Genomic DNA, 26,820 nt, shown 5'->3' on the forward strand with positions numbered 1-26,820 from the left:
GCCGGATGGCGGCGTGAGAACCCGATCCGGCAGGGCGTTCCCTCAGAACTTCTGCTTTTTCTCCTCCACTTTTACGCCCTGGGTTGGTAAACCGGTGTCGTAATCGCGTACCACCGGAGAATAGCCATCTTGCGGGCGTGGGCGGAAAGCGCCCATCCAGCGCGGTACGGCGTCCGGACGCCACGGACGTAAACTCCACTGGTAGGTACGGAACGGGTCGCGGATTTTATCCATATAGTCCAACAGAGCATCGTGCATCTGGCAGCGAACGTCGGCCAATTGTGGCGAATCTATCAGGTTGTGTAGCTCATCGGGATCGTTTCGTCTGTCGTAAAGCTCATCGCTGGTAAACAGATTCAGCACCAGCTTCCAGTCGTCTGTCACCCAGCAGCGTACCGGAATAAATCCGCCAAAACTGTCATGTTCAATCTCATAACGGTTGAACTCCACCATCACGCCGCGTGGCTTTTCAATGTTAAGGATGTTTTCACCCGGCAGGATTTGTGGCTGCTCAATGCCCGCCAGCGCCATCATCGTCGGCAGCAGATCGATATGACTGACCGGCGTGTCTACCTGCATCGGTTCTCCCTGCGGCGGGCGCATAATCAGCGGAATTCGCGTGATGTCGTCATACATCGCCGCCCCCTTACTGATGAGCTTATGCGCTCCCATCATCTCACCGTGATCGGAGGTATAAATAACCCAGGTATTCTCCCGCTGTTCTGGCGTTAAGGCATCAATCACCCGGCCAATCTGATCGTCAACAAAATCGTTGCAGGCAAAATAGAGTGGATGGTGATAGCGTCCGTCTTCACCCACCGGAGACGGCATCGCTTGCGACCACAGGCGATGATGCTCAGGTTTATCGCACAAAGTATCCTGCGCTTTCGCGCCCAGATCGTAGTAAAAGTCCTGATATTTCTGCAGATACTCCACCGGACAGGTAAACGGGTGATGCGGCTCGTCGTAGGAAATCACCATCAGGAAGGGGTCATCGTTACGCGCTGGCTGGTGGAGGAAATCGACCGCCCGGTTGCTGATACGATGCGCCCAGGTGAAGGTTTTGTCGATATTGTTGGCCAGCAAATCCTCCACGCTGTTCAGACCGTTACGCCACAAACCGATCTCTTTATCCGTCAGTTCTGCCAGGTAATTGGCCCCGTCATACCAGTAGTCGGCATCCCACTCGGGTGGACACTCGCCGGTACCAAAGTAATCATGCCCGTCGAGATGCCACTTGCCGATGTAGCAGGTGTGATAGCCCGCATCCTTGAAGTAGCGCCCCATGGTGGAAATGTTTTTCCCCGGCGCGACGTTATTGGTCCACGGACCAGACTGGTTGGCATAAATACCGGTAAACAACCCCGCGCGGGCCGGGGTGCAGACCGGTGAGCAGGTATAAGCGGAATTGAAGCGAATACCTTCCGCCGCCAGACTATCAATATTATTGGTATTCAGCGGCTTACCACTGTAGCAGCCGACCATATTGGTCGCCTGAGTATCGGTCATAATGAACAGAAAATTAGGGCGGGTCATGCTTTATCCTTAGCGTCAGAGACACAGTGTTCAGTAGAGATACGCCGCGACTGCCAACTGCTGAAAATCAGGTATATCACTACTGCTGCCGTGATGGCGTAGCTGAAGATTGTCAGCCAACGAGAGTTGTAACCACCAAACTGCGCCAGACCAGAATAAACGCCAATCATCGCAAACAGGACGCCAACAGAGGCGATCTTCGCGTTTTTCCACGGCTTCATGTCGACCGCGAAAGCATCATGGAATTTAAACGGCGTGGCACGCGGCTTGATAACACCGATAGCCAGCATGACCACCACGTTGATGCAGAAGGTACAGGCCAGCACGTAGAGGAAGTGGAACTCGAATTTCACCAGATAGTTGATGGTGATGTAGCTGACGATACCCAGCCCCATCGCAACCTTCGCCGCCAACGCCGGGATGCGGGGGAAAAAGAAGCCCATAATAACGATGGTCACCAATGGTACGTTGTAAATGCCGTTGAGTTGTTTCATCCAGCTGTAAAGCCCCTGTGGCGCATACGCAATCCACGGCGCAACCAGCACAGAAATAACCGCGACGATAAAACCAAAGCGACGTCCCACGCTGACCAGTTTATCGGGGCTGGCCTGCTCGTTAATCAGTCGACGATAAATACCGAGGCTGAAGAGTGTCGAGGCGCTGTTGAGAAAACCGCAAAACGCGCTGATGATCGCGCCGAACAATACGGCGCTGAAAAAGCCAATCAGCGGCAACGGCATGACTTTGTTTACCAGCGCCGGGTAAGCCATATCCGCTTTTGGGAGATCCTGGAAAAGGTGAAAGGCGATAACGCCAGGCAATACCAGAATCAGCGGATCCAGCATCTTCAACACCGCCGTCAATAAGGCCCCTTTCTGTCCCTCTGATAAGCTTTTTGACGCCAGCGTACGTTGAACAATTCCCTGGTTCGTACACCAGTAGAAGGTATTCACCAGAATAAGCCCGGTCAGCGCCGCGCCGATAGGTACCGGGTCGTTGCTCCCGCCAATCGAATTCAACATCTGGCTGTGATCCTGCGTTAAGCGCGTAATCCCTTCGCTCAGGCTGCCTTTACCCATTGCCATCAGGCCAAACAGTGGCACCATCAGACCGCCAATCACCAGACCGATACCGTTGATCACATCGGCAATAGCGATGGCACGCATCCCACCGACCACGGCGTACAAAATACCACTAATCCCCAATACCACCGCCATCAACCAAATTGCCGTATGCTGGGAAATATCAAAGGTTTCAGTAACATGAAACATACTGTTAAAGGCAAGCGCGCCGGAATACAAAATGATCGGCAGAAAACAAATCCCCGTGGCAATTAAAAAACAGCAGTCGATGATAATGCGGGTCGTTTTGTCATAACGCTCCTCAATAAAGTCCGGAATAGTAGCAATGCCGCGCTGCAGATAGCGCGGCAAAAAAATCAGCGCCAGAAAAATGAGCGGGATCGCTGAGATAACTTCCCATGCCATTACCGACATTCCACTGCGGTAAGCCTGGCCGGTTAACCCTACCAGTTGTTCCGTCGAGAGATTCGTTAGCATCAGCGACGCAGCAATAACCGGCGCTTTTAGCGATCGCCCCGCCAGAAAATATCCTTGTTGCGATCCGGTATCCGCTTTCCGTAACTTCCACCAGGTGATTACCGCCACCAGCAGCGTAAAACCCACAAAGCTTAGAATTTGTAGCGTATTCATCTCATAGCCCTTTTTATCATTATGTCCCGGCAGCGGTAGGGAAAATCGGAGGTATTACGCACCGGGTCAGGCAGTCAGATTTCTTAAAATAAAAACGTCATATCCCTGAACGGATTTTTTCTGTTAAGTTCAGGTTGTGGGCATAATTCTCCGGCGGGAAATTAAAATGAATGGAAAGATGCAAAGTTCGCATGTAAAAAACGAAACTACGTACAATATTCCCCTATTGATTAACGAAAATGTGATCTCAAGCGGAATTTCATTGATCTCGCTGTGGCACACCTATGCCGACGAACATTACCGGGTTATTTGGCCACGCGATAAGAAAAAGCCACTGATAGCTAATTCATGGGTTGCTGTCTATACCGTCCAGGGCTGTGGGAAAATCCTGCTAAAAGGCGGCGAACACATTACCCTCACCGGAAATTGTATAATATTTTTAAAACCAACAGACATTCAGTCTTATCATTGTGAAGGATTAGTATGGGAACAATACTGGATGGAATTCACTCCAACCAGCGTAATGGATATTCCGTTACGCCAGCAAAGCATTATTTATAATGGTGATATTTATAATCAAGAACTGGCCGAGGTCTCGCGATTAATTACGTCACAAGACTCAATGAAAAATAATCTGGCCGTCGCTTTTCTCACAAAAATAATTTATCAATGGATTTGTCTTATTTACGCCGAAGGTAAAAAAGACCCACAGCGGATACAAATTGAAAAACTGATTGCCACTCTGCATGCCAGCCTGCAAAGGCGGTGGAGCGTGGCGGATATGGCGGCCACCATCCCCTGCAGCGAAGCCTGGCTACGTCGTCTTTTTTTACGTTACACCGGTAAAACACCGAAGGAATATTATCTCGATGCCCGGCTGGAACTGGCGCTATCACTGTTAAAGCAGGAAGGGAATACGGTCGGACAGGTGGCAGATATGCTTAACTTTTTTGACTCATTTCATTTCAGCAAAGCCTTTAAACACAAGTTTGGCTATGCACCCTCGGCAGTGCTTAAACATGAGAAGTGAAATGACAATCCCGGCATCATTCGTAGATACCAGGTGGACAACCATTTTTGATACGTCCACCTGAAAGTAGCAAAATAATGTCGAAAAAGATGACAACATTAGATCAGTGAGCGTAATTCCTCATACGTAAAGATGCGGCCACGATAGCCTAATCCCGTATCAATATTGTAAACAGAAAGGCCAATATTGTTATCTGTATCAAAGACAAAGAAGGATTGTTCTGCACCAAAATAGACATTGTAATAGTCATTACCTACATCAAAGACCGACGATGTAAGCTCACTACGTTGGCCAGGAAAACTAAACAGATCCAATCTCTCTACCGTTGAAGCGGTTAAATCGACAGCCAGAATAGTAGGCAGGGAATCAAGCTCTGCTGAAGTATAAGAGACGGGATCAGATTCAATGATGCGAACCAACTCATTCCCACTCTCATCCGCGCAGGAATTATTGTTAAACAGAGAAAGGACGAACTTATTTTCACCCCTCCAGGCCTGGTACTTGCTGTTTTGCGTAATAAAGACCGCATGCTCTCCGTTGGGATAGTTAAAATCGTCGGTATTCACCACACTCAAATTGATTGGGCTAGCCAACACCGGGAAATCCGGATTATCAATAATCCACTCAGGATCGCCAGAGTCAATATTTAGGCCAATAATAGTACAGCTTGAACGTGAGTTAACGATTAACTGATTGGTTTCTTTTACATATTCGAGGCTATTAAAATGCACATCGTTGGTATCAGTATTATCCAGCACCGTGGCCCCTAAAAACTCCTGAGAGTAATCACGCTGCCAGAGTAACGCTCCACTGGCGATGTCATATTTATAAATTACACACTCCAGTTTTTGCTCATCACTCCAGTTATCCAGCAACGAACCCAACAACCAAATATTACCTTTCCCATCCGTAGTGATGTCGTGATGAAAACCATAACCAGCAGGTGCGGTATAAGTTTGCGAAACGTTACCCGCCAGGTTAAAACGATACAAGGCGGGGGCAAATGCATGCTTATCGGGGTCATACGTTTCACTGGTTAACGCTGACCACAACGCATTGTCGATGATCTTCAGGTTACCGTACATCCAGGGGAAGAGGCCGGTAATGCGCAGATCGCCATTAATGTCATAGCCATTCCAGGCACTGGTGACAAACCAGCCCTGGCCTAAGGTGTTTTCCGCCATCTCGCTGTCATCAATATTGATTGTCAGCGCCAGCGGCACATCGCCGTAGTCCTGGCCCTCTGTTGAGATTGTTACCGAGAAAGTGGTTGTTTCACTATCCGCCTTATAAATATTCAATGTGATCGTATTAAGATAGTCAGCATACAGACCCACAACGATAATTTGAGTATTAGTAGAGTATTCATCTGTGCTGTAATAAAAATCGGCATTAGATATTTTACCCTGCACAGTATAATCAAATCTTACCGCCTCTGTATTATCTAACTGAATTAATGCGCAGAGCTTATTTTGATCATAAGGGTTAAGTTTAACAGTATAGGTTGTATCCATTTTTCAGTCCTTTATTTATTAGTCTATGGAATAGTCTTATTTCCACAGTAAGCTTTATCATGCAACCGAGTATACCTGGCGATGCACTGATATGTTTTTACACTGTAAGTGCAACAATCAATAATCAACAAAAATAAAAAACAATAAAACATCCACATTTTATATATAAATAAAATCAAAAATAAACATCACGCATATCCATATAAAAATAAAATTCACAAAATAAATAACACATTATTTTTAATGCACTTTATTTATCAATCTCTTATTTTTGCAAATTAAATCACAAAAAATCACAACCAATCTTTTATTGAGCAATTTTGATTATTATGGTGGTTTTGTTTTCATAAAAATCTGTCGCAGAAATAAATAGTCGTCCGTTATTGAATGAGCACCAACAACTTTGATCTGGAAGCGGATATCACGGAGGTTGACTGAGTTATGTTTTCTGAATTTATCGATGTAATACAATCTTTCTTAACAGAGCCCGCTATCTTAATTGGTTTGTTAGTGGGTTTAGGTTATGCCCTTGATAAAAAGCCGCCAATTAAAATTATAACGGGCATGGTCAGCGCGATGGTCGGGTTGATGATGGTGTTATTTGGCGGATTCCAATTTTCGGCCACCTTTAAGCCTGTCGCAGATGCCGTTAGTAAATCCTACGGTATTCATGGTTATTTAATGGATTCATATGCCATGAAAGCGGCTACCCAAATAGCCCTCGGGGATAACTTTGGCTACGTCGGTTACGTCTTCGTACTGGCGTTTTTTACCAACCTTTTATTGGTGCTTTTTGGTCGCTATACGCGAGTAAAAGGGATTTTCTTAACCGGTAATACCGGGGTTTCCCACTCGCAGGCCGTACTCTGGTTGATCGTCTTCTGGTTGGGCTTTGGCTGGGTACAGTCAATCATCATTGCGGGTGTTTTAACGGGTGTTTTCTGGGCCTTTGCCACAACGTTAATTGCTAAACCCGTTGCTAAAATCACCAATAATGCCGGTTTTACTATCGCTCATAATCAGATGCTCGGGATCTGGTTTTTTTCAAAATTCGCCCACCTGTTTGGCGATGCTGAAAAGCAGGATGCCGAAAACATGAAGCTCCCCGGCTGGCTGGCGATTTTTAACCATAACGTCACCGCTATTGCCATTGTGATGACGCTGTTCGTCGGCGGATTTTTGCTGTCGACCGGTATTGAAAATGTTCAATTGATGGCAAAAGGCAAACCCTGGTATATCTATGTGATTAACCTCGGACTGCAGTTTTCTATGTATATGGTCATTCTCCTGCAGGGCGTGAGAATGATGGTTGGGGAAATAAATGCCTCCTTTAAGGGTTGGCAAGATCGTCTAATTCCCGATGCAATTCCGGCAGTAGATGTTGCCGCGTTATTACCTTTTTCACCAAATGCAGCCACGCTTGGATTCATCTTCTGTACCTTCGGCACCATATTCTCTATGGGGATCCTGCTTATTACCAAAAGCCCTATTATGGTATTACCTGGTTTCGTGCCCCTTTTCTTCTCCGGCGGTCCCATTGGCGTTTTAGCCAACCGGATGGGGGGTTATCGCTCCGTTATCATTTGTACATTCCTGCTGGGGATTATTCAAACCTTCGGCACAGTATGGGCAATTCCCTTAACAGGCCTGGCAGCAGAAGGGGTTGGCTGGACCGGTATATTTGACTGGGCAACATTATGGCCTGCCATTTGTGAATTACTGAAACTGATCGCCTCTGTATTCAATCTGGGCCCTTACGCGGGCTAACTAACTTCGCATAAAAAGGATATCGTCATGAAAGACAAAATTAATCTTCTGTTTGTTTGCGGCTATGGTGTCGGTAGTAGCGTAATGTTGCAAACGGTCGTAAAAAAAGCACTGGCTAAATATGATTTTCAGTTTGAATTTGCGATGGAACATACCGCCGCTGGCGAAGTGGGTGGCTTTACTGAATGGGCAGATATCTATGCTATTTCTAAAAAACTGATTGATGTCGTCAGTCTGGATCCTCGCCATGGCCAGTACCTTATTCCCATCGAAAATATCATGGATGGAGAGACTATCGGTAAGCAGATCTATGCGGTGATTGAGGCGCATTTCCCGCACCTGTTATCTCCCCGTTAAGGAGCGCAGATGAAAGCAATTATCCTGTTGTTCGACAGCCTGAATAAACATTATCTGCCACCTTACGGCGATATGGTAACCCAGGCTCCTAACTTTCAGCGCCTGGCAGCACACTGTACGACGTTCAACAACAGTTATGTTGGCAGCATGCCCTGTATGCCCGCCCGTCGAGAGCTGCACACTGGTCGACATAACTTTTTGCACAGGGAGTGGGGGCCGCTGGAGCCATTTGATGACTCAATGCCGGAGTTGCTGAAAAAGGCGGGGATCTATACGCATCTTATTAGCGACCATCTGCACTACTGGGAGGACGGTGGCGGTAACTATCACAACCGCTATAACACGTGGGAAATCATTCGTGGTCAGGAAGGCGATCACTGGAAAGCCAGCGTTGCAGATCCAACCATTCCAGAGGTACTACGTGTCCCACAGAAACAGACTGGGGGCGGTGAGTCCGGGTTATGGCGGCAAGACTGGGTCAACCGTGACTATATCCAACAAGAAGCAGACTTCCCGCAATCTTGTGTTTTTACTGCGGGTTGTGAGTTTGTTGAAAAAAACCATCAACAGGATAATTGGTTACTACAGGTTGAAACGTTCGATCCCCATGAGCCGTTTTATACCACCGAAGCCTATCTCTCGTTGTATCAGGATAGCTGGGAGGGGCCGCATTACGACTGGCCACGCGGTAAGGTGGAAGAGAGCGATCAGGCTGTAGAGCATATTCGCTGTCGCTACCGTGCATTGGTGTCGATGTGCGACCACAACCTGGGACGTATTCTCGACATGATGGACCGCTTTGACATGTGGCACGACACGATGCTCATTGTCGGTACCGACCATGGTTTTCTGCTCGCAGAGCATGGGTGGTGGGCCAAAAACCAGATGCCGTACTATAACGAAGTGGCAAACAATCCGTTGTTTATCTGGGATCCACGTGGTGGTCAACGGGGAGTTCATCGCAACGCGCTGGTACAGATGATTGACTGGGCCCCCACGCTGTTGGAGTTCTTTAATCAACCGATCCCTGCCGATGTGCAAGGACATCCACTGGCGAAAATTCTTGAGGATGACACTCCTGTGCGTGATGCGGCACTGTTTGGCGTATTCAGCGGGCATGTCAATGTCACTGATGGTCGCTATGTCTATATGCGCGCCGCGCTACCCGGACGTGAGAATGACATCGCTAACTACACCCTGATGCCCATCAAGATGAACACACGCTTTGATGTGAAGGAATTACAGTCGTTCACACTGGCCCCTCCTTTTAGCTTCACTAAAGGCGTAAAAACATTACGTATTCCGTCGCGTGAGAAATATCCAGGGATCAATCGCACGGGTAATTTGTTGTTCGATTTACACACCGATCCGCAACAGCTTACGCCAATCGATGATAAAGAGGTGGAGGCGCGGATGATTGCCCTGCTGGTGCGCCTGTTACATGAAAGCGACGCCCCGGCAGAGCAGTTTATTCGGCTGGGTTTAACAGTCTAACCCAGCCCCCAGAAGATCACCGCCAGCAGCTGTGGCGTGATAATCCTCAGGAACATAACCAGCGGGTAAACGGTGGCGTAGGAGAGCGCCGCCGCCCCGCTGGTGGCATGCAGGTTGTTAGCAAACGCCAGCGCAGGGGGATCGGTCATTGAGCCAGCCAGCATGCCGCACAGCGTCAGGTAGTTCATTTTGACAAATAGACGAGCTAACAAACCCACGGTAATCAGCGGAATAGCAGTAATGAAAATCCCGTAGCCCACCCAGCTCAGGCCATCGCCCTGCGTCAGGGTATCGACAAAATCACCGCCTGACTTCAGACCAACTACCGCGAGAAACAGCACAATCCCCAATTCTCGCAACGCCAGGTTAGCGCTGGGAGGCATAAACCAGTACAGCTTACCAATGCTGCCAATACGCCCCAGGATCAAGGCCATGATCAGCGGCCCACCGGCCAGACCCAGTTTTAACGCCACCGGGAACCCCGGGATGAACAGTGGGATTGAACCCAGAAGAACACCCAGCCCGATACCAATAAATACCGGCAGCATCTGCACCTGCTGCAGTTTTTGCTGCGCGTTACCGACAACATTGGCGACGGCATCAATGGACGCGGGACGCCCCACCAGATTGAGGATATCCCCGAATTGCAGGCTGGCGTCGCTGCTGGCTACGAGCTCAACCCCCGCACGGTTCAAACGGGAGATAACCACGTCGTAACGCTCTTTGAAATGCAGGTCGCGGATTCGTTTACCCAGTACCTGTTCGTTGGTCACCACCACGCGCTCAACGCGTAAATCGGTACCTCGCGTCGACAGCGATGTGTCCACCTCCTGCCCAATCACCACCTGCGCGTTGTGCAGATCGCCAGGCTGACCGACCAGGTGTAACAGGTCGCCCATCTGGATAATTGTCCCTGGCGACGGCACCATCAATGTCTCTTCACGTTTCAAACGCGAGCAGATGATTTTATCGCTGTTCAGAATCGGGACATCCTGAATCGCCATATTGTTGAGGTTTGGGTTTTCCACGCGGATGTTCATCGTCTGAATCAGCGCGTGTCCGTTGGTCAGCGTAGATTCATGCTGATGGGCTTCGGCATCGACGTTAACGCGAAAAATGAGGCGCATCAGCCACATCGTGAGCAAAATACCACAGATACCAAAAGGATAGGCCATGGCATAGCTCATCCCCATCTGATCCACTACATCAGCAGGGGTACCCAGATCGCGCAGAATTTGCTGGCCCGCGCCTAAGGCCGGGGTATTGGTCACCGCACCGGAAAATATTCCCAGCACCACGGGAAGGGGAATGGCAAAAATCTTATGCAGGATCGCGGTGACCAGGCCACCCATAATAACAATCAGTACGGCAAACAGATTCAGCCGCAGCCCGGAAACGCGCAGTGACGCAAAAAAGCCCGGCCCCACCTGAATACCGATGGTGTAGACGAAAAGAATCAGGCCAAATTCCTGAATAAAATGCAGCATGTCGCCGCTCAGGGTCATCCCTGCCTGATCGACAAAATGCCCGACAATAATGCCGCCGAACAGCACGCCTCCAATGCCAAAACCAACACCACGTATTTTTATGTTGCCGATCCATAATCCGACAACCGCCACCAATGCCAGAACGCTGACCGTCAATGCTATATCACTCATTATCCTGTTCCCTGTGAATAACATCATTAAGTAAATGGATTCTCGCAGAGTACAGTCGCAATGTATGGGTGGTAAAGCACAAAAAAGCCCCGTCATTTCTGGCGGGGCAAAGGCATGGAGCTATTTAGCTATTTAATGCGGGACGTTCGCTGATGGCGATACGTTGTGGAGCAATGGTTTCAGGTTCATTCCGGGTCAAATCGATATGCAGCAAGCCGTTAGTGAAGCTTGCGCCGGAGACCTCCATATTTTCAGCCAGCGTGAAGCTCAGGCTGAACGGCTGAGTGACCAGCCCCTGATGCAACCATTTGGTCTCTTTTTCCGGCTGTTGCGGCGTACCTTTCACGGTCAGGCGCGTGCCTTCCAGTTGAATATCCAGATCTTCCTGGCGGAAACCAGCTAACGCAAGGGTAATGCGGTAGTGGTTATCATCGCTCTTTTCAATGTTATATGGCGGGAAGCTCTGGCTTTCACCGGTGTTTTGCAAGGCATTGGCTAGTTTGTCAAAACCGATCCATTGACGCAGCAGTGGGGATAAATCGTAGTTACGCATAATAATCTCCTTCTAAGAAGCGAGTAGGTACTTTTCGGCTCCCTGACGGCAAGCCGATGACTTAGCAGGGCCGCCTGCAGCGGCCCACAAAATTAGTTGATTTCGATGCGGCGCGGCTTGTTCGCTTCGGGAATCACGCGCTCAAGATCGATATACAGCAGACCATTCACCAGGTTTGCGCCGCGAACATGAATGTTCTCCGCTAACTGGAACTTACGTTCGAAGTTGCGCTCGGCAATGCCCTGATACAGGTAAGTACGTTCTTTTTGATCGTCCGCATGAGCGCCTTTCACCACCAGCAGATTGTCCTGGGCAGTAATTTCCAGTTCGCTTTCAGCAAAACCGGCAACGGCAATCGCAATGCGGTAATGGTTTTCGTCTACCAGCTCAACGTTATACGGAGGGTAGCCGCCATTGCTCTGGCCCTGATTGTTTTCCAGCAGGTTAAACAGGCGATCAAAACCAATAGCAGAACGGTACAGCGGGGATAAATCAAAGTTACGCATAATCAATAGCTCCTGAAATCAGCGAGAATAATCGACCTTCCATCATGGACAGGTCAGGTAGCCAGGACACCCATCAGGCATGCCCTTCATTTGTCTACACTCTAAAAATGGGTCTTAATACAAACTTTTCAAGCGTATTCATCTGACTTTTTTTGCAGTTTGGTGTCTATTGCATACACTGGGGGAAGCAGTTGTTATCGTTAAATCGCGATAGCCGCCACAGTGCGACGAAATGGTGATGTTATTTTCGCAACGGATCGCTTTAACTCACCATGCAAACACGATAAATACAGATGAATAAATGATGATAAAAAAAATGTTGGTAACACTGGCAATGTGCAGCGGGATGGCGTTTTTGAGCGGCTGTTCCAGCATTATGTCGCATACCGGAGGCAAGGAAGGGACGTATCCTGGCACGCGCGCCAGCGCCACAATGATTAGCGAAAGTGATACAAACTGGGGAACCAAGTCGCTGGCGATTCTGGATATGCCGTTTACCGCCGTACTGGATACGGTATTGCTTCCGTGGGATCTCTTTCGCAAAGACAACTCGGTGAGATCCCGCGTAGAAAAAAGCGAGGAGAGAACGCAGGCCACAAACGCGGTTATTCCCCCGGCTGAAATGACCGCGCCTTAAGCTAGCGCCTGGTTTCTGTCACCCATAACTGGCGGAAACCCTCGACGTCTTCCATCCACGCAACCCATTGACCGTCAGGAGAAAAGACGATCGCGTCGCCTGACGGCGGGTTGCCATGATGATCCGTTAAAAAATCAATCTCTCCCGTAAGAGCATCACAACAGGCGATTTTGTTCTGCAGTACAAATCCCAGCCATTTCCCCGACGGATGCCAGTTGAACGCTGACTGAATATCCGTGACGCAGCGGGTAAGCTGACGCGGCTCCCCTCCTTGTGGGGAAATCAGCCACAGTTGCACAACACCACGATCATCGCGCATTAAAAACGCAATCTCAGAGGCTCCTGGATTACTGCGCACCCAGTGGCGCGGCTGATTAACCAGCCCAGGAAAGGCGTGCTCATGGGTAAACGTCAGGCGGCGTTGAGTTATGCCGGATGGCGGCGCAGGCATTGTCGCCTCAGTCCCCTCCAGCGGCTCGTCGCCAGGCTGTTTCCAGCCGCTTTCATCCTGTGGCAAATCAACAATAAACAGCTCCGGCACCTTCTCACCAGAGGCGGACAACGTATCGCCGATAAACGCCAGTCTGTTTTCCCCCACCCAGCCCTCTTCATAGGCGCGGTTAATCTCATCGCTCCCCGGCTTTGGCGCTGGCGTCGTCTGACTCACCAGCACGCACCAGTAGCTACCGCTATATTCACGGGGATGCTGCGAGGAAACATTCACCGGACCATACGGCGCAGCCACGCCGACGTTGCGTAAATCGAGCGCCGGAGAGCGCTCATGCAGCACATGGTCGTTATAGGTAAAACTGACAAACTCGCCGTTCGGGCTAAAAACATGCACATGACTGCCGCCGCGCAGCGCGCCCGGCGTATATGGCGCAGTAATATCCATCGCATCCAGATTCTCCATCCCAGCCTGCGAAGCAATCACCCCACGCCGATGATGGAAGTCGTAATGCCATGTTTCATCAGGATTTTCAGGCCCATGAATAAATACATATTTTTCCGACTTTGGATGAACGGTCACCACGCCAATGTGCGATCCCTGAGTAGCCCGGTAAATCACCTCCAGCTCGCCAGTATGGATATTGACGCGCTCAATTGTTTCACCGGTAAAAGAGGCGCCGGAGGGGCGCACATCAAAGACCAGCCACTGGCTGTCCGGTGTCCAGGTATTGATATTGGTAAGCTGATGATTACGCGGCGTAAAGGTGATTTGCTTCATGGGATGCCCTGATACAAGACGATTTGAGCAATCATACTTCACAAGCACTTCACTTTCAGGCTTTAGCGTATCGCTATCTTCATTTTTTGCGGACAGAAAGATGGAACATTTTGACGTAGCGATTATCGGATTAGGCCCGGCAGGCGCAGCGCTGGCGCGGCAGTTGAGTGGAAAAATGCGCGTGATCGCGTTGGATAAAAAACGCCAGTGCGGCAACGAAGGTTTTACCAAACCCTGCGGCGGTCTGCTGGCCCCGGATGCCCAGCGTTCGTTTATCCGCGACGGGATAACCTTACCCGTTAATGTCATCGCCAACCCGCAGATATTTAGCGTTAAAACGGTTGATGTTGCCGCTTCTTTGACGCGTAACTACCAACGCAGCTACATTAATATCAATCGCCATGCGTTTGATTTATGGCTTAAATCGCTCATTCCTGACGATGTACAGGTGTACCACGACAGCCTGTGTCGGAAAATCTGGCGCGAGGGCGATAAATGGCATGTAATCTTCCGCGCCGACGGTTGGGAGCAGCAGATCACCGCGCGTTATCTGGTAGGTGCCGACGGAGCGAATTCACTGGTACGCCGTCATCTCTATCCCCAGCACCAAATCCGTAAATATGTCGCTATTCAACAATGGTTTGCGGAAAAACATCCTGTCCCGTTCTATTCCTGTATTTTTGATAATGACGCAACCGACTGTTATTCCTGGAGTATCAGCAAAGACGGCTATTTTATCTTTGGCGGCGCGTACCCCATGAAGGACGGCCAGGCGCGCTTTGACGCGCTGAAAGAGAAGCTGGAAGCGTTCCATTTCCAGTTCGGCAAACCGGTGAAAAGCGAAAAATGTACGGTGCTGTTCCCCTCACGCTGGAAAGACTTCGTCTGCGGCGAAGATAACGCGTTCTTGATTGGTGAAGCGGCCGGATTTATCAGCGCCAGTTCGCTGGAAGGGATTAGCTATGCGCTGGACAGCGCGGAGATCCTCAAATCTGTACTCCTGCGGGATACGCCAGATATGAATCACGCCTACCGCAACGCCACCCGCAAGTTACGCCTCAAACTGTATGGCAAAATCCTGAAAAGTCGCGCCCTGACATCGGCGTTTTCCCGTAAATGGATAATGCGCAGCGGCGTGGCGCACATTCCCCAAGGAGACCATTCAGCACCACAAATCATAGCTGAAACAGGGCAAATACGGCGAAGCATTTGCCCATAACATCTTATTGCAGCGCAAACTTCTCAATGGCATACGCGACGCCATCTTCAAGGTTGGATTTGGTCACAAAGTTGGCGATTTCTTTGACTGATGGAATAGCGTTATCCATGGCAACGCCCACGCCTGCGTATTCAATCATCGCAATGTCGTTTTCCTGATCGCCAATCGCCATCACCTCTTCGGCTTTAATGCCCAACGCATCGGCCAGCGATTTTACGCCAGTCCCTTTATTGACGCGTTTATCGAGGATTTCGAGGAAATACGGCGCACTTTTCAGCACGGTGTACTTCTCTTTTACTTCCGCAGGTATGCGCGAAATGGCTTTATCAAGGATCTCCGGCTCGTCAATCATCATCACTTTCAGAAACTGGGTTGCGGGATCCATTTTCTCGGCTTCGCAGAACACCAACGGAATCGTCGCAACAAACGATTCGTGCACCGTGTAGTAGCTGATATCACGGTTCGCGGTATACAGCGTATTGCGATCGAGGGCGTGGAAATGCGAGCCAACTTCCCGGGAGAGTTGCTCCAGGTAACGATAATCATCATAGCTCAGCGCGGTTTGCGCCACGGTACTGCCATCCCCCGCTTTCTGCACCAGCGCACCGTTATAGGTAATGCAGTAGTCACCGGGTTGTTCCATATGTAGTTCTTTCAGATAGCTATGAACGCCGGCATACGGGCGCCCCGTAGTCAGCACCACATTCACGCCACGCGCGCGCGCCGCGGCAATCGCCGTTTTGACCGCAGGTGAAATGGTGTGATCGGGCAGCAGAAGTGTGCCATCCATGTCGATAGCAATAAGTTTGATAGCCATGAGTTCCCCGGATGAAATGAGTCCGTCCTCATGCTAACGCGATTCCGCTCAAAAAACAGCTACGAAAAGGGGGATAGAAAGGGGAATCGAGATTCCCCTTTTGTCGATCGGTCACAGGCCTACAGGAGCAGGCCCGGGTGCAGGTTAAATATCGATGTTCGCCGCTTTCAGGGCGTTTTCTTCGATAAACGCACGACGAGGTTCAACGGCATCACCCATCAGCGTGGTGAACAGCTGGTCGGCGGCGATCGCATCCTTCACGGTAACGCGCAGCATGCGACGGCTTTCCGGGTCCATGGTGGTTTCCCACAGCTGTTCTGGGTTCATCTCACCCAGACCTTTATAACGCTGGATAGCGAGACCACGACGAGACTCTTTCTGCAACCATTCCAGCGCCTGCTCAAAGCTTGCTACTGGCTGACGACGTTCGCCACGTTCGATAAACGCATCGTCTTCGATCAGCCCGCGCAGCTTCTCGCCGAGCGTACAAATACGACGGTATTCGCCACCGGTCACAAATTCATGCTCCAGCGGATAATCGGTATCGACACCGTGGGTACGCACACGGATCACCGGTTCGAACAGGTTCAGTTCAGCGTCTTTACGCACGAAGCTGTTCCAGGTGCTGCCGTGCATTTCTTTTTCATTCAGCACGTTAACCAACTGGGAAACCCAGGCCGTCACTTTCGCTTCATCAGACAGGCAGTCTTCAGCCAGCGTCGGTTGATAAACCAGTTCTTTCAGCAGCGCTTTCGGGAAACGACGTTCCATACGGCCGATCATTTTCTGCGTCGCGTTGTATTCAGAAACCAGTTTTTCTAATGCTTCACCCGCCAGGGCTGGTGCGCTGGCATTGGTATGCAGCGTTGCGCCATCCAGAGCGATAGAAATTTGGTACTGATCCATCGCTTCGTCATCTTTAATGTACTGTTCCTGCTTGCCTTTTTTCACTTTGTACAGCGGTGGCTGTGCAATGTAAACGTGGCCGCGCTCAACGATTTCCGGCATCTGACGATAAAAGAAGGTCAACAGCAGCGTACGAATGTGCGAGCCGTCGACGTCCGCATCGGTCATGATGATGATGCTGTGATAACGCAGTTTGTCCGGGTTGTACTCGTCACGACCGATGCCACAGCCGAGCGCGGTGATCAGCGTCGCGACTTCCTGAGAGGAGAGCATCTTGTCAAAGCGCGCTTTCTCGACGTTGAGGATTTTACCCTTCAGCGGCAGAATCGCCTGGTTTTTACGGTTACGGCCCTGCTTCGCAGATCCGCCCGCGGAGTCCCCTTCCACCAGATACAGTTCAGAGTGGGCTGGGTCGCGTTCCTGACAGTCCGCCAGCTTGCCCGGCAGACCGGCTAAGTCCAGCGCGCCTTTACGACGGGTCATTTCACGCGCGCGGCGTGCAGCTTCACGGGCACGCGCAGCATCGATAATTTTGCCAACGACGATTTTCGCGTCAGATGGGTTTTCCAGCAGGTATTCGCTCAGCAGTTCGTTCATCTGCTGTTCTACCGCCGATTTCACCTCAGAGGAGACTAGCTTATCTTTGGTCTGTGAGGAGAACTTCGGATCCGGTACTTTCACAGAAACAACGGCAATCAGACCTTCACGGGCATCGTCACCGGTGGCGCTGACTTTCGCTTTTTTGCTGTAGCCTTCTTTGTCCATGTAGGCGTTCAGGGTACGGGTCATCGCCGCACGGAAGCCTGCAAGGTGAGTACCGCCGTCACGCTGTGGAATGTTGTTGGTGAAACAGTAGATGTTTTCCTGGAAACCATCGTTCCACTGCAGCGCAACTTCAACGCCGATACCGTCTTTTTCAGTGGAGAAGTAGAAGATATTCGGGTGGATCGGCGTTTTATTTTTGTTGAGGTATTCAACAAACGCCTTAATGCCACCTTCATAGTGGAAATGATCTTCTTTGCCGTCGCGCTTGTCGCGCAGACGAATAGAGACGCCGGAGTTCAGGAAGGACAGCTCACGTAGACGCTTCGCCAGAATGTCGTATTCAAACTCAACGACATTAGTAAAGGTTTCGTGGCTTGGCCAGAAACGGACCTGAGTCCCGGTCAGTTCTGTTTCGCCGGTTACCGCCAGTGGCGCCTGCGGCACACCGTGCACGTAAGTTTGCTGATGCACTTTGCCTTCACGACGAATCACCAGCTCCAGTTTCTGCGACAAGGCGTTAACGACAGAAACACCCACGCCGTGCAAACCGCCGGAAACTTTATAGGAGTTATCATCGAATTTACCGCCTGCGTGCAGAACGGTCATGATAACTTCTGCCGCCGAAACGCCTTCTTCCGGGTGAATACCGGTCGGGATACCACGGCCATCATCGGTAACGGACACGGAGTTATCAGCGTGAATCGTTACCACGATATCTTTACAGTGACCCGCGAGCGCTTCGTCGATAGCGTTATCTACCACCTCGAATACCATGTGGTGCAGACCGGTGCCGTCATCCGTGTCGCCGATATACATACCAGGGCGCTTACGCACCGCATCCAGTCCTTTCAGGACTTTGATACTGGAGGAGTCATAAGAATTCGACATCAACGTTTCTCGCTCATTTTATCTTGGGTTAATCCGTTATTTTACCCTTTTCCACGGTAAACATCTTCGAATTTTCATCGGACATGTCTATAACGTGTTCAGCGCTGATTGCGCTGACAAAGACCTGAGATTGCGTGGCTTTTAAGCGGCTGGCCAGCAGCCCGCGACGCGCGTCATCCAGTTCAGAGGCAAAATCATCTATCAGGTACAGGCAGCGCCGTCCGCTTTCACGGGTCAGGAACTCCCCTTGCGCCAGACGTAAGGCGCACATCAGCAGCTTTAGCTGCCCACGCGACAACGTGTCTTCCACCGGCGCACCGTCGGCACGAATGCGGAAATCCGCCTTATGCGGGCCGTGCGCGGTGTAGGTCAACATGCGATCGCGTTCAAAACTGCGTTCCAGCACTTCGGCATAATCAGTCTCTTTCTCCCAGCCGCGCTGGAATGAGAAGGAGAGAGAAAACTCGGGAAGAAACTGCTGGCAGGTATCCGCCATATCCTGCGCGATACCGGCGCTGTACTCCGCGCGCCAGGTGCTGATTTGTTCCGCCAGCGGGATCAGTTCTTTATCCCACGGGCGCAGTTGCTCATAACGACTCACCTGGCGCAGCGCCGCATTACGCTGCTTGAGCAGTCGTTTCAGGTTGCTCCAGGCGGTGAAAAATCCGGCTTCATTGTGAAAGCATCCCCAGTCAAGGAATGCTCTTCTATATTTGGGGCCGCCATTGAGTAAAGTAAACCCCTCTGGCGTGATCAGTTGCATCGGCATCAGGTGCGCCAGTTCTGCAACCTTGTGCCCGTCAGTGCCGTCAATACGCACTTTGCTGTCGCCCAGTTTGTCTTTCGTCAGACCAATCGACGTCTCACGCTCTTCCCCTTGCAAACGCCCGTGTAAAACAAACGACTCCTGCTCGTGGCGAATGACGCGACCAATCTGCAAACTGCGAAACGCCCGGCCGTGGCCGAGCGTATAGATGGCTTCCAGCACGCTGGTTTTGCCGCTGCCGTTCGCGCCAACCAGAAAGTTAAAGCCGGGAGATAAAGCGAGATCCGCATTTTCAATATTGCGGAAATCTTTAATCAGGAGTCGGGATAGCGACATATCAACTCATAACCAGGGCGTTATCGTCGCAGTTAGTCTGGTTACGGCCAGCGCACAGCAACCGGAGCGTACTGAAGTACGTGAGGATTGCGAGCACTGCCCGGAGCCAGAATAACAAGTAAGATAGCCCGATATTCTTTACAAGCGCATAGGCATGACGACATAGGCTGCAGATTGTGACGCTGCATCTTCAATCTGTACGCTCGATACGGAATCGGTCAGCAGAATACGCACGTTCTCGCACTTCAGCGCGTTCAGAACGTCCAGTACGTAGCTCACGTTAAAGCCGATTTCCAGCTCAGTACCAGGATAGGAGACATCCAGAATTTCTTCTGCTTCTTCCTGCTCCGGGTTGTTGGCGGTGATTTTGAGCTGGTTTTCGCTGACATACAGACGCACGCCGCGGAATTTCTCGTTAGAGAGGATCGCCGCACGAGCAAATGCCTGTTTGAGGATATCGCAACCGGCTTCCAGATGTTTGTCCGGATTCTTCGGCAATACGCGGCGATAATCCGGGAACCGACCGTCAACCAGCTTGGAAGTGAAGATAAAGTCGCCCACGTGCGCACGAATGTTGTTGCTGCCAATCTGCACGCGCAGCGGGTTATCACCGCCGTCGAGCATACGCATCAGTTCAATCACGCCTTTACGCGGTACGATCACCGAATGGCTTGGCAACGGCTGACCGACAGGCATTGAACAGACCGCCAGGCGGTGACCGTCGGTCGCCACGGTACGCAGCTCTTCCCCTTCGGTTTCAAACAGCATGCCGTTTAAGTAGTAACGTACGTCCTGATGCGCCATCGAAAACTGCGTGGCTTCAATCAGACGCTTCATCGTAGCCTGCGGCAGGGTAAATTCGACTTCGCTCTGCCAGTCGTCCAGATTCGGGAAGTCGGCAGCAGGCAGCGTAGACAGCGAGAAACGGCTGCGACCAGAACGCACCAGCATACGGTCGCCTTCCAGTTGAACGGCAATCTCCGCGCCTTCCGGCAACCCGCGGCAAATATCGAAGAATTTACGCGCCGGAACGGTGGTCGCACCAGGTTCATGCGGCTGGATCAGCGCCACGCGCGCCACCATCTCCATTTCGAGATCGGTACCGGTCAGCGAAAGCGCACCGTCAGCAACCTGCAGCAGCAGGTTTCCGAGAATAGGCAGTGTAGGACGTCCACCCAGCGGGCCGCTGACCTGCTGAAGCGGTTTTAATAAATGTTCACGTTCAACGGTAAATTTCATAGCGTCACGAAGATAATGTTCTGATTAAATTGGAGAAATCTTCTTTAATATCATGGCTTTCTTCACGCAACTGCTCAATCTTGCGGCAGGCATGAAGCACGGTAGTATGGTCACGCCCACCAAACGCGTCGCCAATTTCCGGCAGACTGTGGTTAGTGAGCTCTTTTGCCAGCGCCATCGCCATCTGGCGCGGACGAGCTACCGAGCGAGATCGACGCTTAGAAAGCAGATCCGCAATTTTGATTTTGTAATACTCCGCCACCGTCTTCTGAATATTGTCGATGGTGACCAGTTTTTCCTGCAAAGCCAGCAGATCGCGCAGCGCTTCACGCACGAAATCGATAGTAATCGCCCGGCCGGTAAAATTGGCGTTGGCGATCACGCGGTTCAATGCGCCTTCCAGTTCACGCACGTTAGAGCGTAGACGTTTGGCAATAAAGAACGCCACTTCCCCGGGCAGACGAATGTCGTTTTCGTCGGCTTTTTTCATCAGGATCGCGACGCGCGTTTCCAGCTCAGGTGGTTCGATCGCCACAGTCAGTCCCCAGCCGAAGCGGGATTTCAGACGATCTTCAACGCCGTTGATCTCCTTCGGATAGCGATCCGAGGTCAGGATGATCTGCTGATTGCCTTCCAGCAGGGCGTTAAAGGTGTGGAAAAACTCTTCCTGCGATCGTTCTTTATTCGCGAAGAACTGGATATCGTCAATCAGCAGCGCGTCAACGGAGCGGTAGTAGCGTTTAAACTCTTCGATCGCGTTGTTTTGCAGGGCTTTAACCATATCCTGCACAAAACGCTCGGAGTGCATATACACCACTTTCGCGTTTGGCTTACGCGCCATTATGCCGTTACCGACGGCGTGCAGCAGGTGAGTTTTACCCAGACCCGTACCGCCATAAAGGAATAACGGATTGTAGGCGCCGCCAGGATTGTCCGCCACCTGACGTGCCGCCGCGCGCGCCAGTTGGTTAGATTTACCTTCAACGAAGTTATCAAACGTGTGTTTGACGTTGACGTTAGAACGATAGGTAGGTTCTGCCGGGGCCGGGACGTTATCCCAGCCTGGGCGCGCTGCCGGAGCGGCGCGTTGCGGTTGCACTTGCTGCGCTACGTAAGCGGGCGCAACAACGTTGTTCACCGGCGTCTTCAGCGTTTGCGTGACGGGTTTAGTACCGACTTCAAAGCGCAGCTGTGGGGCATCCGCTCCACAGAAGTTATTGAGTAATCCATTAATATTATTAAGGTATTTATCCCTTACCCAATCGAGCACGAAACGGTTTGGCGCATACAAAGCCAGCGTGTTATCGCTCAGTTCCGCCTGCAACGGGCGTATCCACATACTGAACTCTGTGGCTGGTAACTCATCCTGCAATCGGGCAAGACACTGCTGCCAAAGCGAAAGTGACACGGCGGACTCCACTCGAACAAAAGTCGATAAATGACAAAGGCTGAAACATTCATGATTGTTGACGCACATCGACAAGACCCTATGCAAAGGGTGACGTGCGAATTGCTATCTGCAATTTTTCCCCGATCAGGATCCATTGAAACGATCGGGACCGCGGATCATAGCGTAAACTGAGAAAGAGATCTTCTGTTTCTCACAGATTCTTCCCGATTTATCCACAGGATGATCCAGAATCGGCTAAGTGTAAACGATCCTGGAGAAGTGCTGCAGGTTTTAGCGCGCATATTGAAAAAATTAATGAGTAAAGATGCTTTACTGCTTAAACGATCTAATAAAGATCCCGTGCGATCCTTGCGCTTTATCCACCAGCCCGTATAATTCTTACCCCCAGCGAGTAACGGTCGCCTTACGGCGTCAACGCTGCCTGTTTTTTACGCGAAACCGTGCGGAAAAAAGCGGGAAATAAGGAAAGAGAATTGACTCCGGAGTGTACAATTATTACAATCCGGCCTCTTTAATCACCCACACTGTGGCGTAAGTCGTTCGAAACTCGTTCGGGTATACGCAAAAGTCAGTGAATTTATTCAAGTTTAGGTAGAAATCGCCATGAAACGCACTTTTCAACCGTCTGTACTGAAGCGCAACCGTTCTCACGGCTTCCGTGCTCGTATGGCTAATAAAAATGGTCGTCAGGTTCTGGCACGTCGTCGTGCTAAAGGCCGTTCTCGTCTGACCGTTTCTAAGTAATAAAAGCTAGCCCCTGAGTGGTTAAGCTCGCATTTCCCAGGGAGTTACGTTTGTTAACTCCCACTCATTTCACATTCGTCTTCCAGCAGCCACAACGGGCTGGCACGCCGCAAATCACCATCCTCGGCCGCCTGAATTCGCTGGGGCATCCCCGTATCGGTCTTACAGTCGCCAAGAAAAATGTTAAGCGTGCGCATGAACGCAATCGGATTAAACGTCTGACGCGTGAAAGCTTCCGTTTACGTCAGCACGAGCTTCCAGCAATGGATTTCGTGGTGGTGGCGAAAAAAGGGGTTGCTGACCTCGATAACCGTGCTCTCTCGGAAGCGTTGGAAAAATTATGGCGTCGCCATTGTCGCCTGGCTCGCGGGTCCTGATAGCCCTCATTCGGGTCTATCAACGCCTGATCAGTCCGCTGCTTGGGCCGCATTGCCGTTTCACTCCAACCTGTTCGAGCTACGGAATTGAGGCATTGCGCAGGTTTGGAGTGATAAAAGGCAGTTGGTTGACGGTGAAACGCGTATTAAAATGCCACCCTTTACACCCTGGTGGTGACGATCCCGTCCCGCCCGGACCATTTGATACCAGAGAACACTAACGATGGATTCGCAACGCAATCTTTTAGTCATCGCTTTGCTGTTCGTGTCTTTCATGATCTGGCAAGCCTGGGAGCAGGATAAAAACCCGCAACCTCAGGCCCAACAGACCACGCAGACAACGACCACCGCAGCGGGTAGCGCCGCAGACCAGGGCGTACCGGCCAGTGGCCAGGGGAAACTGATTACGGTTAAAACTGACGTGCTTGATCTGACCATCAACACCCGTGGTGGTGATGTGGAACAGGCTTCACTGCCAGCTTACCCGAAAGAACTCGGTTCTACCGAACCGTTCCAGTTACTGGAAACCACGCCACAGTTCATCTACCAGGCACAGAGTGGCCTGACAGGTCGTGACGGCCCGGATAACCCGGCTAACGGCCCGCGTCCGCTGTACAACGTCGAAAAAGACGCGTTTGTACTGGCTGACGGTCAGAACGAACTGCAGATCCCGATGACCTATACTGACGCAGCGGGTAACACATTCACTAAAACGTTTGTCCTCAAGCGTGGTGAATATGCTGTCAACGTTAACTACAGCGTGCAGAACGCCGGCGAAAAACCGCTGGAAGTCTCCACCTTTGGTCAGCTGAAGCAATCCATCAATCTGCCATCTCATCGCGACACCGGGAGCAGCAACTTTGCGCTGCACACTTTCCGTGGCGCGGCGTACTCCACGCCGGATGAGAAGTATGAGAAATACAAATTCGACACCATTGCTGAAAACGAAAACCTGAACGTCAACGCTAAAGACGGCTGGGTCGCAATGTTGCAACAGTATTTCGCAACGGCATGGGTTCCGCGTAACGACGGTACCAACAATTTCTACACCGCTAATCTGGGTAACGGCATTGCCGCTATCGGCTATAAATCACAGCCGGTACTGGTTCAGCCTGGCCAGACTGGCGCGATGACCAGCACCCTGTGGGTCGGCCCGGAAATTCAGGATAAAATGGCGGCCGTTGCACCGCACCTGGATCTGACCGTGGATTACGGCTGGCTGTGGTTCATCTCTCAGCCGCTGTTTAAACTGCTGAAGTGGATCCATAGCTTCCTGGGTAACTGGGGCTTCTCCATCATCGTTATCACCTTTATCGTTCGTGGCATCATGTACCCGCTGACCAAAGCGCAGTACACCTCCATGGCGAAGATGCGTATGCTGCAGCCTAAGATTCAGGCTATGCGTGAGCGTCTGGGCGATGACAAACAGCGTCAGAGCCAAGAGATGATGGCCCTGTACAAAGCTGAGAAGGTTAACCCGCTGGGCGGCTGCTTCCCGCTGATCATCCAGATGCCAATCTTCCTGGCGTTGTACTACATGCTGATGGGCTCCATTGAACTGCGTCATGCGCCGTTCGCTCTGTGGATCCATGACCTGTCCGCACAGGACCCGTACTACATCCTGCCGATCCTGATGGGCGTGACGATGTTCTTCATTCAGAAGATGTCTCCGACCACCGTGACCGACCCGATGCAGCAGAAGATCATGACCTTTATGCCGGTCATCTTCACCGTGTTCTTCCTGTGGTTCCCGTCAGGTCTGGTGCTGTACTATATCGTCAGCAACCTGGTAACCATTATTCAGCAGCAGCTGATTTACCGTGGTCTGGAGAAGCGTGGGCTGCATAGCCGCGAGAAGAAAAACTCCTGATTCGGTGTAGGCCGGATTAGGCGAAGCCGCCATCCGGCAAACGGAACATAAAGTAAAGGGCGGTCATTTTAGACCGCCTTTTTTATTGTATTAAGAAGAGACAAACCATGAGCCATAACGACACCATCGTCGCTCAGGCCACCCCTCCGGGACGTGGTGGCGTGGGTATCCTGCGTATCTCCGGCCTGAAGGCACGTGAAGTCGCAGAAACCGTACTGGGAAAACTGCCAAAACCGCGTTATGCCGACTATCTGCCGTTTAAAGACGCGGATGGCAGCGCGCTGGATCAGGGGATTGCCCTGTGGTTCCCCGGCCCGAACTCCTTTACCGGCGAAGACGTTTTAGAGCTTCAGGGCCACGGCGGCCCGGTGATTCTTGATCTGCTGCTCAAACGTATTCTGACCATTCCCGGGCTGCGCATTGCCAGACCAGGTGAATTCTCCGAGCGCGCATTTCTCAATGATAAGCTCGATTTAGCCCAGGCAGAGGCGATTGCCGACCTGATCGATGCCAGCTCAGAGCAAGCCGCTCGCTCGGCGCTAAACTCGTTGCAGGGCGCATTTTCCGCACGGGTAAATCATCTTGTGGAAGCGCTCACTCACCTGCGCATCTATGTGGAAGCGGCGATCGACTTTCCGGATGAAGAAATCGACTTCCTGTCTGACGGCAAGATTGAAGCGCAACTCAACAGCGTTATCAGCGATCTTGATGCCGTTCGTGCCGAAGCGCGTCAGGGCAGCCTGCTGCGCGAAGGGATGAAGGTGGTGATTGCCGGGCGTCCTAACGCCGGGAAATCAAGCCTGTTAAACGCCCTGGCTGGCCGTGAGGCAGCCATTGTCACCGACATCGCCGGGACAACCCGCGATGTGCTGCGTGAGCATATTCATATCGACGGGATGCCGCTGCATATCATCGACACAGCCGGTCTGCGTGATGCCAGCGATGAAGTTGAACGCATTGGTATCGAACGAGCCTGGCAGGAAATCGAACAGGCCGACCGAGTACTGTTTATGGTTGATGGCACCACCACCGACGCCGTAGACCCGGCTGACATCTGGCCAGACTTTATTGCCCGTCTGCCAGCTAAACTGCCGATTACCGTAGTGCGTAACAAAGCGGACATTACCGGTGAGACGCTGGGCCTTAGCGAAGTAAATGGCCACTCACTGGTTCGCCTCTCCGCGCGTACCGGGGAAGGCGTTGACGTGCTGCGTAATCATCTCAAGCAGAGCATGGGCTTTGAAACCAATATGGAAGGCGGCTTTCTGGCGCGCCGTCGTCATCTGCAGGCGCTGGCAGAAGCGGCGGAACATCTTGAGCAAGGCAAAGCCCAACTGCTCGGAGCATGGGCCGGAGAACTTCTGGCAGAGGAGCTACGTCTGGCGCAGCAGAACCTCAGTGAGATCACCGGGGAATTTACCTCCGACGATCTGCTTGGACGGATTTTCTCCAGTTTCTGTATTGGTAAGTAGGCTCTAAATTTTGGCTTT

At 51.3% G+C, this 26,820-nt stretch carries 23 protein-coding genes, 2 pseudogenes and 1 other annotated feature; of the genes and pseudogenes, 12 read left to right on the top strand and 13 right to left on the bottom strand.

Annotation, left to right across the window (positions count from 1 at the left end):
• Nucleotides 1-42 precede the first annotated feature (42 nt).
• Nucleotides 43-453: a DUF4976 domain-containing protein gene (locus LA337_23320; GenBank protein UBI18543.1), complete on the bottom strand. Its 411-nt coding sequence runs from the start codon at nt 451-453 to the stop codon at nt 43-45.
• Between LA337_23320 and LA337_23325 the strand changes: the two are divergent.
• Nucleotides 421-675 (top strand): annotated as a pseudogene (locus LA337_23325) (hypothetical protein). The gene LA337_23320 and the pseudogene LA337_23325 overlap by 33 nt on opposite strands.
• Here the strand turns inward: LA337_23325 and LA337_23330 are convergent.
• Nucleotides 580-1,536 (bottom strand): annotated as a pseudogene (locus tag LA337_23330) (sulfatase-like hydrolase/transferase). The pseudogenes LA337_23325 and LA337_23330 sit on opposite strands and share 96 nt — an antisense overlap.
• Nucleotides 1,533-3,248 (bottom strand): solute:sodium symporter family transporter, encoded by a 1,716-nt coding sequence (locus LA337_23335; GenBank protein UBI16043.1) that lies wholly within the window; start codon nt 3,246-3,248, stop codon nt 1,533-1,535. The pseudogene LA337_23330 and the gene LA337_23335 overlap by 4 nt, the downstream one beginning before the upstream one ends.
• Nucleotides 3,249-3,414: 166 nt before the next feature.
• Here LA337_23335 and LA337_23340 point away from each other — a divergent pair, with 166 nt between their 5' ends.
• The gene (locus tag LA337_23340; GenBank protein UBI16044.1) at nt 3,415-4,278 is read left to right on the top strand and encodes an AraC family transcriptional regulator; all 864 of its coding nucleotides are present in this window, start codon (nt 3,415-3,417) and stop codon (nt 4,276-4,278) included.
• Between the two features lie 98 nt (nt 4,279-4,376).
• Here the strand turns inward: LA337_23340 and LA337_23345 are convergent, their stop codons facing one another.
• Nucleotides 4,377-5,792 carry an aryl-sulfate sulfotransferase gene (locus tag LA337_23345; GenBank protein UBI16045.1) on the bottom strand — a complete coding sequence of 472 codons (1,416 nt, stop codon included), beginning with the start codon at nt 5,790-5,792 and terminating at the stop codon, nt 4,377-4,379.
• 441 nt (nt 5,793-6,233) lie between these two features.
• Between LA337_23345 and LA337_23350 the strand changes: the two genes are divergently transcribed.
• Genes LA337_23350 through LA337_23360 form a run of 3 tightly spaced genes read left to right on the top strand, consistent with a single transcriptional unit; the run spans nt 6,234 to nt 9,410 of the window.
• The gene (locus LA337_23350) at nt 6,234-7,559 is read left to right on the top strand and encodes a PTS sugar transporter subunit IIC (GenBank protein UBI16046.1); all 1,326 of its coding nucleotides are present in this window, start codon (nt 6,234-6,236) and stop codon (nt 7,557-7,559) included.
• Nucleotides 7,560-7,586: 27 nt separating this feature from the next.
• Nucleotides 7,587-7,916, top strand: a complete 330-nt coding sequence (locus tag LA337_23355; GenBank protein ID UBI16047.1) for a PTS sugar transporter subunit IIB — start codon at nt 7,587-7,589, stop codon at nt 7,914-7,916.
• A gap of 9 nt (nt 7,917-7,925) precedes the next feature.
• Nucleotides 7,926-9,410 carry a sulfatase gene (locus LA337_23360; protein UBI16048.1) on the top strand — a complete coding sequence of 495 codons (1,485 nt, stop codon included), beginning with the start codon at nt 7,926-7,928 and terminating at the stop codon, nt 9,408-9,410.
• Here LA337_23360 and LA337_23365 read toward each other — a convergent pair.
• The 3 genes from LA337_23365 to ibpA form a co-directional block, all read right to left on the bottom strand.
• Nucleotides 9,407-11,068, bottom strand: coding sequence for a putative transporter (locus tag LA337_23365; protein ID UBI16049.1), 1,662 nt, complete (start codon nt 11,066-11,068; stop codon nt 9,407-9,409). The genes LA337_23360 and LA337_23365 overlap by 4 nt on opposite strands.
• Before the next feature lie 124 nt (nt 11,069-11,192).
• Nucleotides 11,193-11,621: a heat shock chaperone IbpB gene (gene ibpB, locus LA337_23370; GenBank protein UBI16050.1), complete on the bottom strand. Its 429-nt coding sequence runs from the start codon at nt 11,619-11,621 to the stop codon at nt 11,193-11,195.
• Between the two features lie 92 nt (nt 11,622-11,713).
• On the bottom strand, nt 11,714-12,127 hold the full coding sequence (ibpA, locus tag LA337_23375) for a heat shock chaperone IbpA (GenBank protein UBI16051.1): 414 nt from the start codon (nt 12,125-12,127) through the stop codon (nt 11,714-11,716).
• Nucleotides 12,121-12,193: a sequence feature (ROSE (Repression Of Heat Shock gene Expression) occurs in the 5'-region of heat shock genes and acts as an RNA thermometer to modulate expression.), on the bottom strand. It overlaps the preceding gene by 7 nt.
• A gap of 238 nt (nt 12,194-12,431) precedes the next feature.
• Here ibpA and LA337_23380 point away from each other — a divergent pair.
• On the top strand, nt 12,432-12,764 hold the full coding sequence (locus LA337_23380; protein ID UBI18544.1) for a YceK/YidQ family lipoprotein: 333 nt from the start codon (nt 12,432-12,434) through the stop codon (nt 12,762-12,764).
• A gap of 1 nt (nt 12,765) precedes the next feature.
• On the opposite strand, the gene LA337_23385 is transcribed toward LA337_23380, so the two are convergent.
• Nucleotides 12,766-13,992 (bottom strand): DUF3748 domain-containing protein, encoded by a 1,227-nt coding sequence (locus tag LA337_23385; GenBank protein ID UBI16052.1) that lies wholly within the window; start codon nt 13,990-13,992, stop codon nt 12,766-12,768.
• A 100-nt stretch (nt 13,993-14,092) separates the two neighbouring features.
• Between LA337_23385 and cbrA the strand changes: the two genes are divergently transcribed.
• Complete coding sequence (gene cbrA / locus LA337_23390) at nt 14,093-15,211, top strand: colicin M resistance lipid reductase CbrA (GenBank protein UBI16053.1); 1,119 nt, start codon at nt 14,093-14,095, stop codon at nt 15,209-15,211.
• Nucleotides 15,212-15,215: 4 nt separating this feature from the next.
• Here the strand turns inward: cbrA and yidA are convergent, their stop codons facing one another.
• From yidA to dnaA, 5 genes are all read right to left on the bottom strand, one after another.
• Entirely contained in the window at nt 15,216-16,028 is an 813-nt protein-coding gene (gene yidA / locus LA337_23395; protein UBI16054.1) for a sugar-phosphatase, read from the bottom strand.
• Nucleotides 16,029-16,172: 144 nt separating this feature from the next.
• The gene (gene gyrB / locus LA337_23400; protein ID UBI16055.1) at nt 16,173-18,587 is read right to left on the bottom strand and encodes a DNA topoisomerase (ATP-hydrolyzing) subunit B; all 2,415 of its coding nucleotides are present in this window, start codon (nt 18,585-18,587) and stop codon (nt 16,173-16,175) included.
• Nucleotides 18,588-18,615: 28 nt separating this feature from the next.
• The gene (gene recF, locus LA337_23405) at nt 18,616-19,689 is read right to left on the bottom strand and encodes a DNA replication/repair protein RecF (GenBank protein ID UBI16056.1); all 1,074 of its coding nucleotides are present in this window, start codon (nt 19,687-19,689) and stop codon (nt 18,616-18,618) included.
• 138 nt (nt 19,690-19,827) lie between these two features.
• Nucleotides 19,828-20,928: a DNA polymerase III subunit beta gene (dnaN, locus tag LA337_23410; GenBank protein UBI16057.1), complete on the bottom strand. Its 1,101-nt coding sequence runs from the start codon at nt 20,926-20,928 to the stop codon at nt 19,828-19,830.
• 4 nt (nt 20,929-20,932) lie between these two features.
• A complete protein-coding gene (dnaA, locus tag LA337_23415) occupies nt 20,933-22,336 on the bottom strand; it encodes a chromosomal replication initiator protein DnaA (GenBank protein UBI16058.1) in 1,404 nt (467 codons plus the stop codon).
• 606 nt (nt 22,337-22,942) lie between these two features.
• Between dnaA and rpmH the strand changes: the two genes are divergently transcribed.
• The 5 genes from rpmH (at nt 22,943) to mnmE (ending at nt 26,802) form a co-directional block, all read left to right on the top strand.
• Nucleotides 22,943-23,083, top strand: coding sequence for a 50S ribosomal protein L34 (gene rpmH, locus LA337_23420; GenBank protein UBI16059.1), 141 nt, complete (start codon nt 22,943-22,945; stop codon nt 23,081-23,083).
• A gap of 17 nt (nt 23,084-23,100) precedes the next feature.
• Nucleotides 23,101-23,460 carry a ribonuclease P protein component gene (gene rnpA, locus LA337_23425; protein ID UBI16060.1) on the top strand — a complete coding sequence of 120 codons (360 nt, stop codon included), beginning with the start codon at nt 23,101-23,103 and terminating at the stop codon, nt 23,458-23,460.
• On the top strand, nt 23,424-23,681 hold the full coding sequence (gene yidD, locus LA337_23430; GenBank protein ID UBI16061.1) for a membrane protein insertion efficiency factor YidD: 258 nt from the start codon (nt 23,424-23,426) through the stop codon (nt 23,679-23,681). Before rnpA ends, yidD begins: the two co-directional genes overlap by 37 nt.
• Before the next feature lie 2 nt (nt 23,682-23,683).
• Nucleotides 23,684-25,330 carry a membrane protein insertase YidC gene (gene yidC, locus LA337_23435; protein UBI16062.1) on the top strand — a complete coding sequence of 549 codons (1,647 nt, stop codon included), beginning with the start codon at nt 23,684-23,686 and terminating at the stop codon, nt 25,328-25,330.
• A 107-nt stretch (nt 25,331-25,437) separates the two neighbouring features.
• Nucleotides 25,438-26,802 carry a tRNA uridine-5-carboxymethylaminomethyl(34) synthesis GTPase MnmE gene (gene mnmE, locus LA337_23440; GenBank protein UBI16063.1) on the top strand — a complete coding sequence of 455 codons (1,365 nt, stop codon included), beginning with the start codon at nt 25,438-25,440 and terminating at the stop codon, nt 26,800-26,802.
• The last annotated feature ends 18 nt before the right edge of the window (nt 26,803-26,820 follow it).

Origin of the sequence: Citrobacter europaeus (assembly GCA_020099315.1) — a bacterium.
Taxonomy (GTDB): Bacteria; Pseudomonadota; Gammaproteobacteria; order Enterobacterales; family Enterobacteriaceae; genus Citrobacter; species Citrobacter europaeus.